General features: G+C 69.1%; 12 protein-coding genes and 1 riboswitch. Of the genes, 6 read left to right on the top strand and 6 right to left on the bottom strand.

Annotation, left to right across the window (positions count from 1 at the left end; genetic code table 11):
• Positions 1-53 precede the first annotated feature (53 nt).
• Entirely contained in the window at positions 54-263 is a 210-nt protein-coding gene (locus tag AMK21_RS16330) for a hypothetical protein (protein ID WP_073878513.1), read from the top strand.
• A gap of 32 nt (positions 264-295) precedes the next feature.
• On the opposite strand, the gene AMK21_RS16325 is transcribed toward AMK21_RS16330, so the two are convergent.
• Entirely contained in the window at positions 296-919 is a 624-nt protein-coding gene (locus AMK21_RS16325) for a TetR/AcrR family transcriptional regulator (protein ID WP_073878511.1), read from the bottom strand.
• Between the two features lie 141 nt (positions 920-1,060).
• Between AMK21_RS16325 and AMK21_RS16320 the strand changes: the two genes are divergently transcribed.
• Complete coding sequence (locus AMK21_RS16320) at positions 1,061-1,930, top strand: class I SAM-dependent methyltransferase (protein ID WP_073878509.1); 870 nt, start codon at positions 1,061-1,063, stop codon at positions 1,928-1,930.
• Positions 1,931-2,025: 95 nt separating this feature from the next.
• Here the strand turns inward: AMK21_RS16320 and AMK21_RS16315 are convergent, their stop codons facing one another.
• The 5 genes from AMK21_RS16315 to AMK21_RS16295 all read right to left on the bottom strand — a co-directional run bounded on the left by AMK21_RS16315 (position 2,026) and on the right by AMK21_RS16295 (position 9,346).
• Positions 2,026-3,042: a ribonucleotide-diphosphate reductase subunit beta gene (locus tag AMK21_RS16315; RefSeq protein ID WP_073878507.1), complete on the bottom strand. Its 1,017-nt coding sequence runs from the start codon at positions 3,040-3,042 to the stop codon at positions 2,026-2,028.
• A complete protein-coding gene (locus tag AMK21_RS16310) occupies positions 3,042-5,456 on the bottom strand; it encodes a ribonucleoside-diphosphate reductase subunit alpha (RefSeq protein ID WP_073878505.1) in 2,415 nt (804 codons plus the stop codon). Before AMK21_RS16310 ends, AMK21_RS16315 begins: the two co-directional genes overlap by 1 nt.
• Positions 5,457-5,589: 133 nt before the next feature.
• Positions 5,590-5,725: riboswitch (cobalamin riboswitch) on the bottom strand.
• 180 nt (positions 5,726-5,905) lie between these two features.
• Positions 5,906-6,109 carry a YbdD/YjiX family protein gene (locus AMK21_RS16305; protein ID WP_073878502.1) on the bottom strand — a complete coding sequence of 68 codons (204 nt, stop codon included), beginning with the start codon at positions 6,107-6,109 and terminating at the stop codon, positions 5,906-5,908.
• Positions 6,106-8,331 (bottom strand): carbon starvation CstA family protein, encoded by a 2,226-nt coding sequence (locus AMK21_RS16300; RefSeq protein WP_079181174.1) that lies wholly within the window; start codon positions 8,329-8,331, stop codon positions 6,106-6,108. Before AMK21_RS16300 ends, AMK21_RS16305 begins: the two co-directional genes overlap by 4 nt.
• A gap of 250 nt (positions 8,332-8,581) precedes the next feature.
• Entirely contained in the window at positions 8,582-9,346 is a 765-nt protein-coding gene (locus AMK21_RS16295) for a GntR family transcriptional regulator (protein ID WP_073878501.1), read from the bottom strand.
• A gap of 279 nt (positions 9,347-9,625) precedes the next feature.
• Between AMK21_RS16295 and AMK21_RS16290 the strand changes: the two genes are divergently transcribed.
• The 4 genes from AMK21_RS16290 to AMK21_RS16275 all read left to right on the top strand — a co-directional run bounded on the left by AMK21_RS16290 (position 9,626) and on the right by AMK21_RS16275 (position 14,452).
• Positions 9,626-10,924 (top strand): sugar ABC transporter substrate-binding protein, encoded by a 1,299-nt coding sequence (locus AMK21_RS16290; RefSeq protein WP_073878499.1) that lies wholly within the window; start codon positions 9,626-9,628, stop codon positions 10,922-10,924.
• Positions 10,925-11,036: 112 nt separating this feature from the next.
• On the top strand, positions 11,037-12,044 hold the full coding sequence (locus AMK21_RS16285; RefSeq protein ID WP_073878497.1) for a carbohydrate ABC transporter permease: 1,008 nt from the start codon (positions 11,037-11,039) through the stop codon (positions 12,042-12,044).
• Positions 12,041-12,901, top strand: a complete 861-nt coding sequence (locus AMK21_RS16280; RefSeq protein WP_073878495.1) for a carbohydrate ABC transporter permease — start codon at positions 12,041-12,043, stop codon at positions 12,899-12,901. The genes AMK21_RS16285 and AMK21_RS16280 overlap by 4 nt, the downstream gene beginning before the upstream one ends.
• A gap of 9 nt (positions 12,902-12,910) precedes the next feature.
• Positions 12,911-14,452, top strand: a complete 1,542-nt coding sequence (locus AMK21_RS16275) for a glycoside hydrolase family 3 protein (RefSeq protein WP_073878493.1) — start codon at positions 12,911-12,913, stop codon at positions 14,450-14,452.
• Positions 14,453-14,609: the final 157 nt, after the last annotated feature.

The raw sequence follows: 14,609 nt of genomic DNA, 5'->3' as shown, positions 1-14,609 counted from the left end.
GTGTGGCAGTGCTGCCACTGACCAGAATCTTCCGGGCGGACGAAGGTGGAGCCATGAACACCTTCCTGGACTACCTCGTCGTGACCGCCCTCTTCGCTCTCGTCCTCCTCCCCGCTGTCATCGGGTCCGTCCGTGAGCGCCGCATCGACCGCCAGCTCCGCGACGCCGAACGGGAGGAGGCGGCGCCCACGGAAAGGGGGAGCGCCGCGCGGCCTGCGACGACCACGCGGCGCCTCCACTCGGGGAGTTGGGTGAACGTCTAGCGCGTCGAAGCTGTCGGCCGGAGGCGGCCTGCCTAGGCGTCCGCCGGGATCCGGCCCGGCGACCTCTGGCCGTTCTCCTCGACCAGCATCGCCACCAGGCGCGCCATGGGGAGCTGAGGGTCGGGTGTGCCCGGCCGGCTGGTCATCAGGAGGTGGTGGGCGGTGCCGACGACAGCGAGGGCCGCGATGCTCGGGTCGACGGTCTCCGCCACCCGGCCGAGCTCCTGTTCGGCCGCCAGGTAGGCGGTGATGGCCTCCTCGATCGCGGTGAAGCCGGGCGCCCCTCCCTCCAGGGCCTCACGGATCTGCAGCGTGGAGGCGGCCCGGCTCATGGCCAGGCCGGAGAGGGCCGGACCGGCGGCGTCGAACAGCGCGAGGACGACGGTGCCGAGGTTCCGCGCCACCGTGCCCTGCCCGGCGAGCTCCGACAGCGCCTGCGCCTGTGCGGCCGCCCGCGCGAACCGGTCGAGGCAGAGCTCGGCCACGAATGCGTCGAGCCCCACGAAGTGCGTGTGCAGCAGCCCTTTGGCGCATCCCGCCTCGGTGGTGACGGCCCGGCTGGTGAGCGCGCCGGGCCCGTCCCGCTCCACGACGCGCTCGGCCGCCGCGAACAGTCGCTCGCGTACGTCGGGCGTCGCCACTCCGCGCGGTGACATGGGGGCCTCTCTTCCGTTCCGGTGCCGCCGCCTTCGAACGGCGACCGCACCGTGGATGGTAACGGCGGTTGCCAGTATGGGCATCTGCCCATACTGTTTGGGCGCATGCCCATTATCCGTGATTCGCCACTGGAGGCACCCGTGCCGGACGTCGTCAACACCGAGCAGGCGCAAGCATGGAACGGCCCGGAAGGCTCACACTGGGCCCGCAACCAGGACCGCTGGAACGCCGTGAACGAGGGCTTCAACGAGCCGCTGCTCAATGCGGCCGGGATCGCCGTGGACCACCGGATCCTCGACCTCGGCTGCGGTTCCGGGCAGACCACGCGCATGGCCGCGCTCAGGGCACCCCGAGGACACGCGCTCGGCCTCGATCTCTCGGGCCCGATGCTGGCCGAGGCGCGCACCCGCGCGGAGCGGGAGGGTGTCACGAACACCTCCTTCGTGCAGGGGGACACCCAGGTGCACCCCTTCGAGGAGGGCTCGTTCGACGCGGCGGTGAGCCGCTACGGCGTGATGTTCTTCTCCGACCCGGTGGCGGCCTTCGGCAACGTCCGCCGGGCCCTGCGGCCCGGCGGACGCCTGGCATTCGTCACACCGGCGGATGCCGCGCGCAACGGCTGGGTCACGGCGATGGCGTCGCTGCGCGACTTCCTGCCCCTCGGCGACTTCGGGGCGCCCGGGCTGCCGGGCATGTTCTCCCTGGCCGCCCCGGGCCACATCCGCGCAGTGCTCGCCGCCGCCGGATTCACCGGCATCGGCACCGCCCGGACCGAGGCGTACGGGACATGGGGCCACGGCGCCGAGGACGCGGCGGCGTTCCTGCTGGACACCGGCCCAGGCCGCCACCTGATGGAGCAGGCCGACCCGGCCGCCCGCACCCGCGCCCGCCGCTCCCTCGCGGACCACCTGCGCCCCCACGAGACGGCGGACGGCACGGTACGGCTCCTCAGCACGTCATGGCTGGTCACGGCGGACCGGCCGGCCGCCCCTGCGGGGCAGGACACCTAGGCCGGGCGGGAGAAGCCCTCGGGGGCTACCGCACGACGCCGCACCACCGTGCTGGGCGCGGTGGTGCGGCGTCGAGGCTGTTGGAACCCCTCGGCCTAGAAGTCGTCGTCGAACCCGACCGAGCCCTCGACCGCCACCTGGTAGGCGGACGGGCGGCGCTCGAAGAAGTTCGTCAGCTCCTGGACGCCCTGCAACTCCATGAAGGAGAACGGGTTCTCCGAGCCGTACACCGTCGGGAAGCCCAGGCGGGCGAGCCGCTGGTCGGCGACGCACTCCAGGTACTGGCGCATCGACTCGGTGTTCATGCCCGGCAGCCCCTCGCCGCACAGGTCGCGGCCGAACTGCAGCTCCGCCTCGACGGCTTCCTTCAGCATGTCGGTGACCTGCTGCTGGAGCGCGTCGTCGAAGAGCTCCGGCTCCTCCTTGCGGACGGTGTCCACGACCTCGAACGCGAAGTTCATGTGCATCGTCTCGTCACGGAACACCCAGTTGGTGCCCGTGGCGAGACCGTGCAGCAGGCCGCGCGAGCGGAACCAGTACACGTACGCGAAGGCGCCGTAGAAGAACAGTCCCTCGATGCAGGCCGCGAAGCAGATCAGGTTCAGCAGGAAGCGGCGGCGGTCGGCCTTCGTCTCCAGCCGGTCGATCTTCTCGACCGAGTCCATCCACTTGAAGCAGAACTGGGCCTTCTCCCGGATCGAGGGGATCTCCTCGACCGCGTCGAACGCCGCCGCCCGGTCGTCCGGGTCGGGCAGATAGGTGTCCAGCAGCGTCAGGTAGAACTGGACGTGCACGGCCTCCTCGAAGAGCTGCCGCGACAGGTACAGCCGCGCCTCGGGGGAGTTGATGTGCTTGTACAGCGTCAGCACGAGGTTGTTGGAGACGATCGAGTCCCCGGTCGCGAAGAACGCCACCAGCCGGCCGATCATGTGCTGCTCACCCGGCGACAGCTTGGCGAGGTCGGCGACGTCCGAGTGGAGGTCGACCTCCTCGACGGTCCAGGTGTTCTTGATCGCGTCCCGGTAGCGCTCGTAGAAGTCCGGGTAGCGCATGGGGCGCAGGGTCAGCTCGAAGCCCGGGTCGAGCAGGTTCTTGTCTTCGTCGGAGCTCATTACTGACAGGCCTCGCAGGACTCGGGGTTCTCAAGGGAGCAGGCGATGGCGTCCGCGTCGGGAGCCGACGCCTGCTGTACGGGAATGGGGGTGGCGGCCGACGCCTGACCGGACGCGGCACGGGCGATGCGGGTCGCCGGGCGCGAACGCAGGTAGTACGTCGTCTTCAGCCCCTGCTTCCAGGCGTACGCGTACATCGAGGAGAGCTTGCCGATCGTCGGCGTCTCCAGGAACAGGTTGAGCGACTGGCTCTGGTCGAGGAACGGCGTACGGGCCGCCGCCATGTCGATCAGGCCGCGCTGCGGGATCTCCCACGCCGTGCGGTACAGCGCCCGCACGTCCTCGGGGATCCAGGCGAAGCCCTGCACCGAGCCGCTGGCCTCGCGCAGCGCCTCACGGGTGCGGGCGTCCCACACACCGAGCTTCTTCAGCTCGGCCACCAGGTAGGCGTTCACCTGAAGGAACTCACCGCTGAGCGTCTCGCGCTTGAACAGGTTGGAGACCTGCGGCTCGATGCACTCGTACACACCGGCGATCGAGGCGATCGTGGCGGTCGGCGCGATGGCGAGCAGCAGCGAGTTGCGCATACCGGTCCGCGCGACCCGGGCGCGCAGGGCCTCCCAGCGCTCCGGCCAGTTCAACTCGGTGTCGTAGTGGTCGGGGTGCAGCACGCCGCGCGCGGCCCGGGTCTCGGACCACGCGGGCAGCGGGCCGGACCGCTCGGCGAGGTCGCAGGACGCCTCGTACGCGGCCAGCATGATGCGCTCGGAGATCTTCGTCGAGAGCGCGCGGGCCTCGGGGGAGTCGAAGGGCAGGCGCAGCTGGAAGAAGACGTCCTGGAGGCCCATGGCCCCCAGGCCGACCGGCCGCCAGCGGGAGTTGGAGCGCCCGGCCTGCTCGGTCGGGTAGAAGTTGATGTCGACGACCCGGTCGAGGAAGGTGACCGCGGTGCGGACCGTGGAGTCCAGCCGGTCCCAGTCGATCGAGCCGTCTCTCACGAACGCGCCCAGGTTGACCGAACCCAGGTTGCAGACGGCCGTCTCGCCGTCGTCGGTGACTTCGAGGATCTCGGTGCACAGGTTCGAGGAGTGCACGACCCGGCCCGGCTCGGCGGTCTGGTTCGCGGTCCGGTTGGAGGCGTCCTTGAACGTCATCCAGCCCTGGCCGGTCTGCGCGAGGGTCCGCATCATCCGGCCGTACAGCTCACGCGCCGGAATCGTCTTGCGGGCCAGGCCCTTGGCCTCGGCGGCACGGTAGGCCGCGTCGAACTCGTCGCCCCACAGGTCGACCAGCTCGGGGACCTCGGCGGGGGAGAACAGCGACCAGTCCGTGTCCGCGTCGACGCGGCGCATGAACTCGTCCGGGATCCAGTGCGCCAGGTTCAGGTTGTGCGTACGGCGCTGGTCCTCACCGGTGTTGTCGCGAAGCTCCAAAAACTCCTCGATGTCCGCGTGCCAGGTCTCCAGGTAGACCGCGGCGGCGCCCTTGCGCCGGCCGCCCTGGTTCACCGCCGCGACGGAGGCGTCCAGCGTCTTGAGGAACGGCACGATGCCGTTGGAGTGCCCGTTGGTGCCCCGGATCAGCGAACCCCGGGCGCGGATGCGGGAGTACGACAGACCGATGCCGCCCGCGTGCTTGGAGAGGCGCGCCACCTGGTGGTAACGGTCGTAGATCGAGTCCAGCTCGTCCTTGGGCGAGTCCAGCAGGTAGCAGGAGGACATCTGCGGGTGCCGGGTGCCGGAGTTGAAGAGCGTGGGGGAGGAGGGGAGGTAGTCCAGCCGGCTCATCAGCCGGTAGAGCGCGGCGACCTCGTCCAGCGCGCGCACCGAGTCGTCCTCGGCGAGGCCTGCGGCCACGCGCAGCATGAAGTGCTGCGGGGTCTCGATGACCTGGCGGGTGAGCGGGTGGCGCAGCAGGTAGCGGCTGTGCAGCGTACGGAGACCGAAGTAGCCGAAGCGGTCGTCGGCACCGTCGGCCAGGGCCTGCTCGACGAGTTCGTCCAGCGCGACCGCGTGCAGCGCCACGAACTCGGCGGTGCGGTCCGCGATCAGGCCCTCGCGGTGGCCCACGGCGACGGAGGCGGAGAAGTGCGTCGCGCCCTGCCCCGCGGCCTCGTCGGCGATCGTACGGGTCAGCAGCCGGGCGGCGAGCCGGGAGTACGCCGGGTCCTCGGAGATGAGACCGGCGGCGGCCTCGGTGGCCAGCGAGCGCAGCTCGGCCTCGTCGGAGCGGGCGTTGCGCCCGCGCAGCGCGGAGGCGGCGACCCGTCCGGGGTCGGTGTCGGGCAGATCGACGGCGAGGTCGGTCAGGGTCCGCAGCAGGGCGGTCCCGGGTCCGTCGTTCCGGCCTGCTCCGGACGTGGTGGAGGCAGCGGATTCGGTGGCTGAGACCGGATCGGCGGGCGCGATGGTCACTGGGCTTTCCCTCGCTCGGCTGGGGGCCGGCGGCGAGCGGGGAGCCGGGCAGCGCGACGCCCCGCGGGGCAGCACTGCTCACGGCGTCCACCGGCCCATCCGCGAGGCCCGGACGTCTGGCGTCCGGTTCGGTCGAGCCGGACGCGCTGTCGACAGGTCGTCGGACTTCGGGTGTGCAAAAGCACACTGATCACACCGTTGCGGGACAGTTCCGGATTCGCACCGGATTCCCCTGCGGCGACAGCGAGGTCGAGCATACATGTGGGGGGCGCTCGATGAGGAAGCCCCCACATGTTGTGTCGGCGTGAACAGGTGTCGGTATGGCGGTCTGGTTTCTTCGCCCGGCTTTTCTCCGTATCGGCCGGGTGCTGACGGGCCCTTACATGGGAGCGAGAAGGGGCCGTCGCGCCCCTGGGAGGGGTGCGACGGCCCCGATCGGCCGGTGGCGCTCAGCAGCAGCGGAAGCCCTCGCGGGGGTCCGCCTCACGGGCGTCCGTGCGGCTGTGCTCGAAGGCGCGGCGCGTCATCACCGGAGTATCCGGATCGTGGACCCTCGCGTGCGCCACATAGCGGTCGTACGCCGACTCGCCGGTCAGTTCCCGGACGTACCAGCGGATCCGTCCCGCCACCCGTCGTACGTCCGCGAGGGTCATGTCCGGCTCCCCGTTCCCGCCGCCTCCTTGCGGATGCCGCCCTCGGGGCCGACGCCGGCGGCGGCCAGTTCCGCCTTCTCCTCCTTGGTGGCGATGAGCGAGGCCGGGGCGACGAGCTTGGACTCGACGTACGGCGTCTCGTGGAGCTTCACGCTCTCCGGGTCTCGGATGGCGTTGAAGCAGACCCGGCCGGCGTCCACGAGCACCACGATGATGAGGAGCGCGAAGAGGGCGCACAGCACGCCGTCGACGGTGGAGTTGGTGACCACGGTCTGCATGTCGTCCATGTTCTTGGCGGGCGGCAGCACCTCGCCCGCGTCGATGCCCGCCTGGTACTTGTCGCGCTGGGCGAAGAAACCGATCTTCACGTCCGGCGAGAAGATCTTCTGCCAGCTCGCGGTGAGCGTGACCGCCACGTCCCAGGCGAGCGGGACCGCGGTGACCCACGCCCACCTCAGCCGACCGGACTTGACGAGCAGGGTGGTGCAGACGGCCAGTGCGACGGCGGCCAGCAGCTGGTTGGCGATGCCGAAGAGCGGGAAGAGCTGGTTGATGCCGCCCAGCGGGTCGTGTACGCCGACCCAGAGGAAGTAGCCCCAACCGCCGACCACGACGGCGCTGGCGAACCAGACGCCCGGCTTCCAGCTGACCTCGCGGAACGGCTTGTAGGCGTTGCCCAGCATGTCCTGGAGCATGAAGCGCCCGACGCGGGTGCCGGCGTCCACGGTGGTGAGGATGAAGAGCGCCTCGAACATGATGGCGAAGTGGTACCAGAACGCCTTCATCGCGGTCCCGCCGATCACCGCGGAGAAGATCTCCGCCATGCCGAGCGCGAACGTCGGCGCACCGCCGGTCCGGGAGAGCAGGCTCGTCTCCTCGACGTCCTTGGCGGCCTGCGCCAGGGCCTCCGGGCTGATGGTGAAGCCGAAGTTGGCCACGGCCTGGGAGGCGGCCTGGACGCTGTCGCCGATCACTCCGGCGGGCGCGTTGATGGCGAAGTAGAGGCCCGGGTCGATGATGCAGGCCGCGATCATCGCCATGATCGCCACGAACGACTCGACCAGCATGGCGCCGTAGCCGATCATCCGGATCTGCGTCTCCTTCTGGACCATCTTCGGCGTGGTGCCGGAGGAGACCAGGGAGTGGAAGCCGGAGAGCGCGCCACAGGCGATGGTGATGAAGACGAACGGGAACATCGAGCCGGCGAAGACCGGCCCTTGGCCGTTGGTGGCGAAGTCGGTGATCGCGGGCATCTTCAGCGTCGGCAGCGCGACGATGACGCCCAGGGCCAGCAGCCCGATCGTGCCGATCTTCATGAAGGTGGAGAGGTAGTCGCGCGGGGCCAGCAGCAGCCACACGGGGAGCACGGAGGCGAGGAACCCGTACACGATCATCCAGATGACCAGCGTGCCCGGCTCCAGCGTGAAGAAGTCCGCCCACGACGATTCGGCGACCCAGCCGCCCGAGACGATCGCGAGGAGCAGCAGCGCGACGCCGATGAGGGAGACCTCACTGACCTTGCCGGGCCGCAGGATGCGCAGATAGACGCCCATGAAGAGGGCGATCGGGATCGTCATGCCGATGGAGAAGACGCCCCACGGCGAGTGGGCGAGCGCGTTCACGATGACCAGCGCGAGGACCGCGAGCAGGATGATCATGATCATGAAGACCGCGACCAGGGCGGCGATCCCGCCGACCGGCCCTATCTCGTCGCGCGCCATCTGGCCGAGCGAACGGCCGTTGCGGCGGGTCGAGAAGAAGAGCGTCACCATGTCCTGGACGGCACCGGCGAAGATGACGCCGACGACGAGCCAGATCGTGCCGGGCAGATAACCCATCTGCGCGGCGAGCACGGGGCCGACCAGCGGCCCGGCCCCCGCGATGGCGGCGAAGTGGTGGCCGAACAGGACCCGGCGGTCGGTGGGGTGGAAGTCCACACCGTTGTCCAGCCGTTCGGCCGGCGTCGCGCGGTTCTTGTCCGCCTTGAGGACCCGGTTGGCGATGAACCGGGAGTAGAAGCGGTAGGCGATGGCGTACGAGCCCAGGGCCGCCGCCAGCATCCAGGCGGCGGAGACCTCCTCACCCCGCGAGAGCGCGAGGGTGGCCCAGCCGATCGCGCCGACCAGGCCGACCAGGCTCCAGACGGCTATGGACTTCGGGGACAGTGTCCGCCGTCCCGGTGCTTGTGGAACCGGTGGTGCTGGTGTGGGCGATTCCGGCATATCGATCCGTCCCCTCGCGTGATCACTGTCGTAACGTGCGCGAAATCTAGGTGGTACAGCCGCTCTCCGGAACCCCTGTCTGCATACCGGTCGTGTATCGCCGATGTCTCCACCCACGTTCCGCAGTAGGGACACGGACGGGAGGGGCGGTCGGTTCACGCGATCCGGGCGGCAGCGCAGATGACCGAAAACAGGCGGTGGCCCGGGGAGGGGATCCCCGGGCCACCGCCTGTTCGCCTGCCGCTGTTCCTCAGTCCACCGGCCGCTTCAGGCGGGCCACGAACTTGTACCGGTCGCCCCGGTACACGGATCGCACCCACTCCACGGGTTCGCCCTGGCCATCGATCGAATGCCGGGAGAGCATCAGCATCGGCAGCCCGACATCCGTCCCCAGCAGACCCGCCTCACGCGGGGTGGCGAGCGAGGTCTCGATGGTCTCCTCGGCCTCGGCGAGGCGGACGTCGTACACCTCGGCGAGCGCGGTGTAGAGCGAGGTGTACTTCACCAGCGAGCGGCGCAGTGCCGGGAAGCGTTTGGCCGAAAGATGTGTGGTCTCGATCGCCATCGGCTCGCCGCTGGCGAGGCGCAGCCGCTCGATGCGCAGTACGCGGCCGCCCGTCGAGATGTCCAGCAGTCCGGCGAGCGTGTCGTCCGCCGTGACATAGCCGATGTCGAGCAGCTGGGACGTCGGCTCAAGCCCCTGGGCGCGCATGTCCTCGGTGTACGAGGTCAGCTGGAGCGCCTGGGAGACCTTGGGCTTGGCGACGAACGTCCCCTTGCCCTGGATGCGTTCGAGTCGGCCCTCGACGACCAGCTCCTGCAGGGCCTGGCGCACGGTGGTGCGCGAGGTGTCGAACTCGGCCGCCAAGGTGCGTTCGGGCGGCACCGGGGTGCCGGGCGGCAAGGTATCCGTCATGTCGAGGAGGTGCCGCTTGAGCCGGTAGTACTTCGGTACGCGCGCGGTGCGCGCACCGTTGCCGGTCTCACTCCCCGAACTGCCCCCGTCGGCACCCATGGCCCGCCTCTCCGACGCTTGCGTTGCTGCCGTCACCGGCTCCTCCGTCTGTCGCGGCTCACATGGTGGCACGGTCCGGTCACGGGTCGTCGCCCTCCCTTAGGTGTCGGTCCTATAACGGACGCGAGTGCACTTCTTATACACCCTTGACACCCCTAAAGGTCTAGGCCAAGCTCCCGGTACTGGTCTAAACCATTAAAGACCAGGTCCAGCCCCAGCAGAACTCGTCGAATGTCTTCGCGGTGGGTGGGGTTGCAGCATCCCTGAGGAGGGTTTGACGTGAAGCGCAAGCTCATCGCGGCTATCGGTGTCGCGGGCATGTTGGTTTCGGTCGCGGCATGCGGTACCGACGACAAGGCGTCGTCGCAGGACCCGAAGGACCGCAAGGAAAACCTGACCGTCTGGCTCATGGGGGAGGCCCAGTCCACCTGGCCCGAACTGGTCAAGGACGTCAACGCCGAGTTCAACAAGAAGTACCCCGGCGTCACGGTCAAGGTTCAATACCAGCAGTGGGCCGACAAGGTCAAGAAGCTTGACACCTCCCTCGGCGGCGACAAATTCCCGGACGTTGTCGAACTCGGCAACACCGAGACCATGCAGTACATCCTCAATGGTGCGCTCGGGGAAATCGACCCCGAGAAGTACGAGAACTCGGACACCTGGATCAAGGGTCTGAAGGACACCTGCACCTTCGAGGGCAAGACGTACTGCGTTCCTTACTACGCCAGTGCCCGTCTGGCCGTCTACAACAAGGACATGCTGAAGGCCGGTACCGGCAGCGACGTCCTCCCGCAGACCGAGGACGAGTTCCTCAAGGCGATGGACAAGGTCTCCGCCGAGCTGGGCAAGAAGGACAAGCGTGCCTCCTCGCTCTACTTCCCGGGCCGCTACTGGTACGCCGCGATGTCCTACGTCGCCGCCTACGGTGGCCAGATAGCCACGTACGACGAGGGCGCCAAGGAGTGGAAGGGCTCGCTGTCCTCCCCCGAGTCGCAGAAGGGCCTCGAGCACTTCGTCAACCTGGTCAAGAAGTACAACAAGGCCGACCAGACGAAGGACGAGCAGGACCACGCCAACGTCATGGCCAACGAGAAGGCCGCCGTGATCTACGGCCAGGCCTGGGAGGCCGGCAGCGTCACGGGTGGCGAGAACGGCAACCCGAAGCTCGAGGGCAAGATCGCCACGGCCGGTATCCCCGGCCCCGAGGGCAAGGCCCTCCCCTCCTTCATCGGCGGCTCCGACCTCGCGACGATCTCCAAGTCCAAGGTCCAGGACCTCGGCCAGGAATGGATCGCCCTCTTCACCAACGCGAAGGGCGGCGAGCTCCTCGCGTCGAAGAACGTCCTTCCGAACAACGAGAAGCAGCTCGAGCCGCTGAAGACGAAGCCGGAGACAGCCGCCATCGCCAACGCGGTGCCGGACGCCTGGTTCACGCCGATCGCGCCGGGCTGGGCCTCCATCGAGAAGGAGGAGATCCTGGAGAACGTCCTCCTGGAGATCCTCAAGGGCGCCTCCGTCGCCGACGCCTCCAAGAAGGCCGACGACAAGATCAACGCCCTGATCAACAAGAAGGCCTGACCTTCCGGTCGCCAGGCGGGGCCCGGCAGCGATGCCGGGCCTCCGCCCTTCTCGTAAGTGAACGCCGTGAATTCCGGGGCCCGCCTCGGACCCGCGATGGAAGGTCAGCCACGTGTCTGCCGCTGATACCAAGGCCGTCGGGCCGCCGGTCCCCGTACCACCCGACCCGCAGCCGACCGGGAAGTCGTCCTCCGACGACGACGCGCCCCGGGTACAGAAGAGGAAGCGGAAGAAGGGTGAACTCCTCCCCTACTTCCTGATCCTCCCGGCGATCGTGGCGATCGCCGCCGTCTACCTCTACCCGCTCGGCAAGACGGTCATCATGTCCTTCCAGGACATGGGCCGGCGCGAACTGTGGTCCGGAGAGCCCGCCCCCTGGGTGGGCTTCGAACAGTTCACCAACATCCTCGGCGACTCCGAGTTCTGGTGGGTCACCTTCCGCACGATCGTCTTCATGGCCATCTGTGTGACGCTGACGATGGGCATCGGGCTGCTGGTCGCCCTGCTCATGCGCAAGCTCTCCACCTGGGTCCGGCTCGTCCTGACGGTGGCCCTGATCGCCGCCTGGTCGATGCCGCTGATGGTCGCCGCCTCGATCTTCCGGTTCATGGCCGACTCCGACTACGGCCTGATCAACACGCTGATCGCCAAGGTCGTCGGTGAGGACTGGCTCGGGCACAACTGGTACCTCGACCCGATTCAGGGCTTCGGCATCATCACGCTGCTGGTCGTCTGGGGCGCCATCCCGTTCGTGGTCGTCACCCTGTACGCCGCCCTCACCCAGGTCCCCCAGGAGCTGGAGGAAGCGGCGGCGCTCGACGGCGCCAGCGCGTACGGCATCTACAAGTTCGTCACCTGGCCGGTCATCAAGCCGGTCTTCACCATGGTCGCCACCCTCTCCGTGATCTGGGACTTCAACGTCTTCGGCCAGATCTGGCTGCTGCGCGGCAACAAGCCCGAGCCGGAGTACGAGACCCTCGGCCTCTACTCCTACTCCAAGGCGTTCGAGTCCACCTCCTTCAGCCAGGGCACCGCGATCGCCCTCATCACGGTGGTGCTGCTGTCCGGCGTGGCCGTGTTCTACCTGCGCCAGCTCATGAAGACGGGAGAGGTCGAATGAGCAGTACGACCGAAACACAGGCGCTGCGTCCCGACCGGAAGAAGAGCCGGCTCCACCTCGACATCCTCGGCCTCGGCATCGCCGCGGTCATGGTCTTCCCGGTGTACTGGCTGGTCATCAGCGCCCTGCGGCCCAACCAGGAGATCCGCAGCTACGACCAGACCCTGTGGCCCACGTCGATCACGTTCGACAACTTCGCGCGCGCCGTCGACCAGCCGAACTTCGTCACCGCCATCCAGTCCAGCCTGATCGTCGCCGTCACCGCGGTGCTCGGCGGCATGATCATCGCTACGCTGGCGGCCCTGGCGATCGGCCGGTTCCGGTTCTTCGGCCGCAAGGCCCTGATCCTGGTCATGATCCTGGTCCAGATGCTGCCGCCGACGGCGATGCTCATCCCGATCTACGCCCAGCTCAACGCCATGGGCGGGATCGACGAGTACTGGGGCCTGATCGTCGTCTACCTGGTCTCCACGCTGCCCTTCGCCACCATCATGATCCGCGGCTTCGTCGTGAACATCCCGGTGGAGCTGGAGGAGTCGGCGATGGTGGACGGCCTCACCCGCTTCGGCGCCTTCCGTCGCGTGATCTTCCCGCTGCTCGCCCCCGGGCTCGCCGCCGCGTCGATCTTCGCCCTGGTGAACGCGTGGAACGAGTACCTCTTCGCGTACATCCTGATCAACGACAACTCCAAGTACACGCTGAACGTGTGGCTGATGACGTTCACCACCGAGCGCGGAACGGACTACGGCGCACTCATGGCGGCCTCGACCATGATCGCCCTGCCCGTCGTCGTGTTCTTCATGATCATCCAGAAGAAGATGGCCGCAGGCCTCACTTCCGGCGCTGTGAAGGGATAGTGCGGGCCCATGACCACCCTCGTTTCCACCACGGACACCCTGACGCGCGACGCGCTCGCGGTGCTCCAGCCCGGATTCACCGGAACCACCGCACCGGACTGGCTGCTGCGCCGCGTCGGTGAAGGGCTCACCTCCGTCGGGCTGTTCGGCCGCAACATCCAGTCGCCCGAGCAGCTCGCCGCCCTCACCGCGCGGCTGCGCTCCGAGCGGGACGATGTCCTCGTCGCCATCGACGAGGAGGGCGGGGACGTGACCCGCCTGGAGGTCAGGGACGGCTCCTCGTTCCCGGGCAACTTCGCCCTCGGCTCCGTCGACGACATCGACCTGACCCGGGCCGTCGCCCACGAGCTCGGTCGCCGGCTCGCCGTGTGCGGCGTCAACCTGAACTGGGCGCCGTCCGCGGACGTCAACTCCAACCCGGACAACCCGGTCATCGGCGTACGCTCCTTCGGCGCCGACACCGCTCTGGTGGCCCGGCACACCGCCGCGTACGTCGAGGGGCTCCAGGCCGCCGGCGTCGCCGCCTGCACCAAGCACTTCCCCGGCCACGGCGACACCGCGGTCGACTCGCACCTCGCGACGCCCCGCATCGATGTGGATCTCGACACTCTGCACGCCCGTGAGCTGCTGCCTTTCCGGGCGGCCATCGCAGCGGGTTCCAAATCGGTGATGAGCGCGCATATCCTGCTTCCCGCACTCGACCCGGACCGCCCGGCCACCCTGAGTCCGCGGATCCTCACCGGTCTGCTCCGTCAGGAACTGGGCTACGACGGCCTGATCGTCACCGACGGCGTGGAGATGGAAGCCATCTCCAGGACCTACGGCATCGAGCGCGGATCGGTCCTCGCGATCGCCGCGGGCGCCGACGCGATCTGCGTCGGCGGCGGGCTGGCCGACGAGGAGACGGTGCTGCGCCTGCGCGACGCCCTCGTCGCCGCGGTGCACAGCGGAGACCTGGCCGAGGAGCGGCTCGCGGATGCGGCCGCCCGTGTACGAGCCCTCGCGTCCTGGACGCAGGGGGCCCGGGGGGACGTCCCGGAGCCGGGCGCGGAAGTGCAGGAGGGGACCGCGCCCGGCACCGGAGTCAGCTCGGACATCGGCCTGGTGGCCGCCCGCCGCGCGCTGAAGGTCACCGGCACCGGCGACCGGCTGACCGGGCCGGGGTACGTCGCGGAGTTCTCCGCGGTGGCGAACATCGCGGTCGGCGACGAGACCCCCTGGGGCATCGCCGCCGGACTCACCCGGCTCCTGCCGGGCACGGAGTCGGGCCGGTACACCAGTGAGAGCGCCGACCCGGCGGCCGCGGCGGTCGCCGCGGCGGGGGAGCGGCGCATCGTCGCCGTCGTCCGTGACGAGCACCGCCACGCCTGGATGGGCGAGGCGCTGGACGCCCTGCTGGCGGCCCGCCCGGACACGATCGTGGTCGAGATGGGCGTCCCGGAATCCACGCCCCGGGGAGCCCTCCACATCGCCACCCACGGCGCGTCGAGGGTCTGCGGCCAGGCGGCCGCGGAAGCGGTGACGGACACATCCAGCCCGTCCGGCGTTTGAGGACAAGGCCGTCAGGCCGGCAGGTCGAGCCCGGCCGGCGTCAAGCCCGTCCGGCGATGGCCAAGCGTGTCGGGCGGACAAGATCAAGCCCGTCCGGCGATCGAGGAAGAGCCTCTCGCCGGACGGGCGGCACAACGGGAAGGGCCAGGACACCTCA

Source organism: Streptomyces sp. CB00316 (genome assembly GCF_001905595.1).
Lineage (GTDB): Bacteria > Actinomycetota > Actinomycetes > Streptomycetales > Streptomycetaceae > Streptomyces.
The sequence above is the reverse complement of the archived record's forward strand: the minus strand, read 5'-3'. Positions and strand labels throughout refer to the sequence as shown.

Excerpts from the sequence above, each read along its gene's own strand:
- AMK21_RS16330 (WP_073878513.1), top strand. The coding sequence starts at position 54 with ATGAACACCTTCCTGGACTACCTCGTCGTGACCGCCCTCTTCGCTCTC.
- AMK21_RS16325 (WP_073878511.1), bottom strand. The coding sequence starts at position 919 with ATGTCACCGCGCGGAGTGGCGACGCCCGACGTACGCGAGCGACTGTTC.
- AMK21_RS16315 (WP_073878507.1), bottom strand. The coding sequence starts at position 3,042 with ATGAGCTCCGACGAAGACAAGAACCTGCTCGACCCGGGCTTCGAGCTG.
- AMK21_RS16305 (WP_073878502.1), bottom strand. The coding sequence starts at position 6,109 with ATGACCCTCGCGGACGTACGACGGGTGGCGGGACGGATCCGCTGGTAC.
- AMK21_RS16300 (WP_079181174.1), bottom strand. The coding sequence starts at position 8,331 with ATGCCGGAATCGCCCACACCAGCACCACCGGTTCCACAAGCACCGGGA.
- AMK21_RS16295 (WP_073878501.1), bottom strand. The coding sequence starts at position 9,346 with ATGGGTGCCGACGGGGGCAGTTCGGGGAGTGAGACCGGCAACGGTGCG.
- AMK21_RS16280 (WP_073878495.1), top strand. The coding sequence starts at position 12,041 with ATGAGCAGTACGACCGAAACACAGGCGCTGCGTCCCGACCGGAAGAAG.
- AMK21_RS16275 (WP_073878493.1), top strand. The coding sequence starts at position 12,911 with ATGACCACCCTCGTTTCCACCACGGACACCCTGACGCGCGACGCGCTC.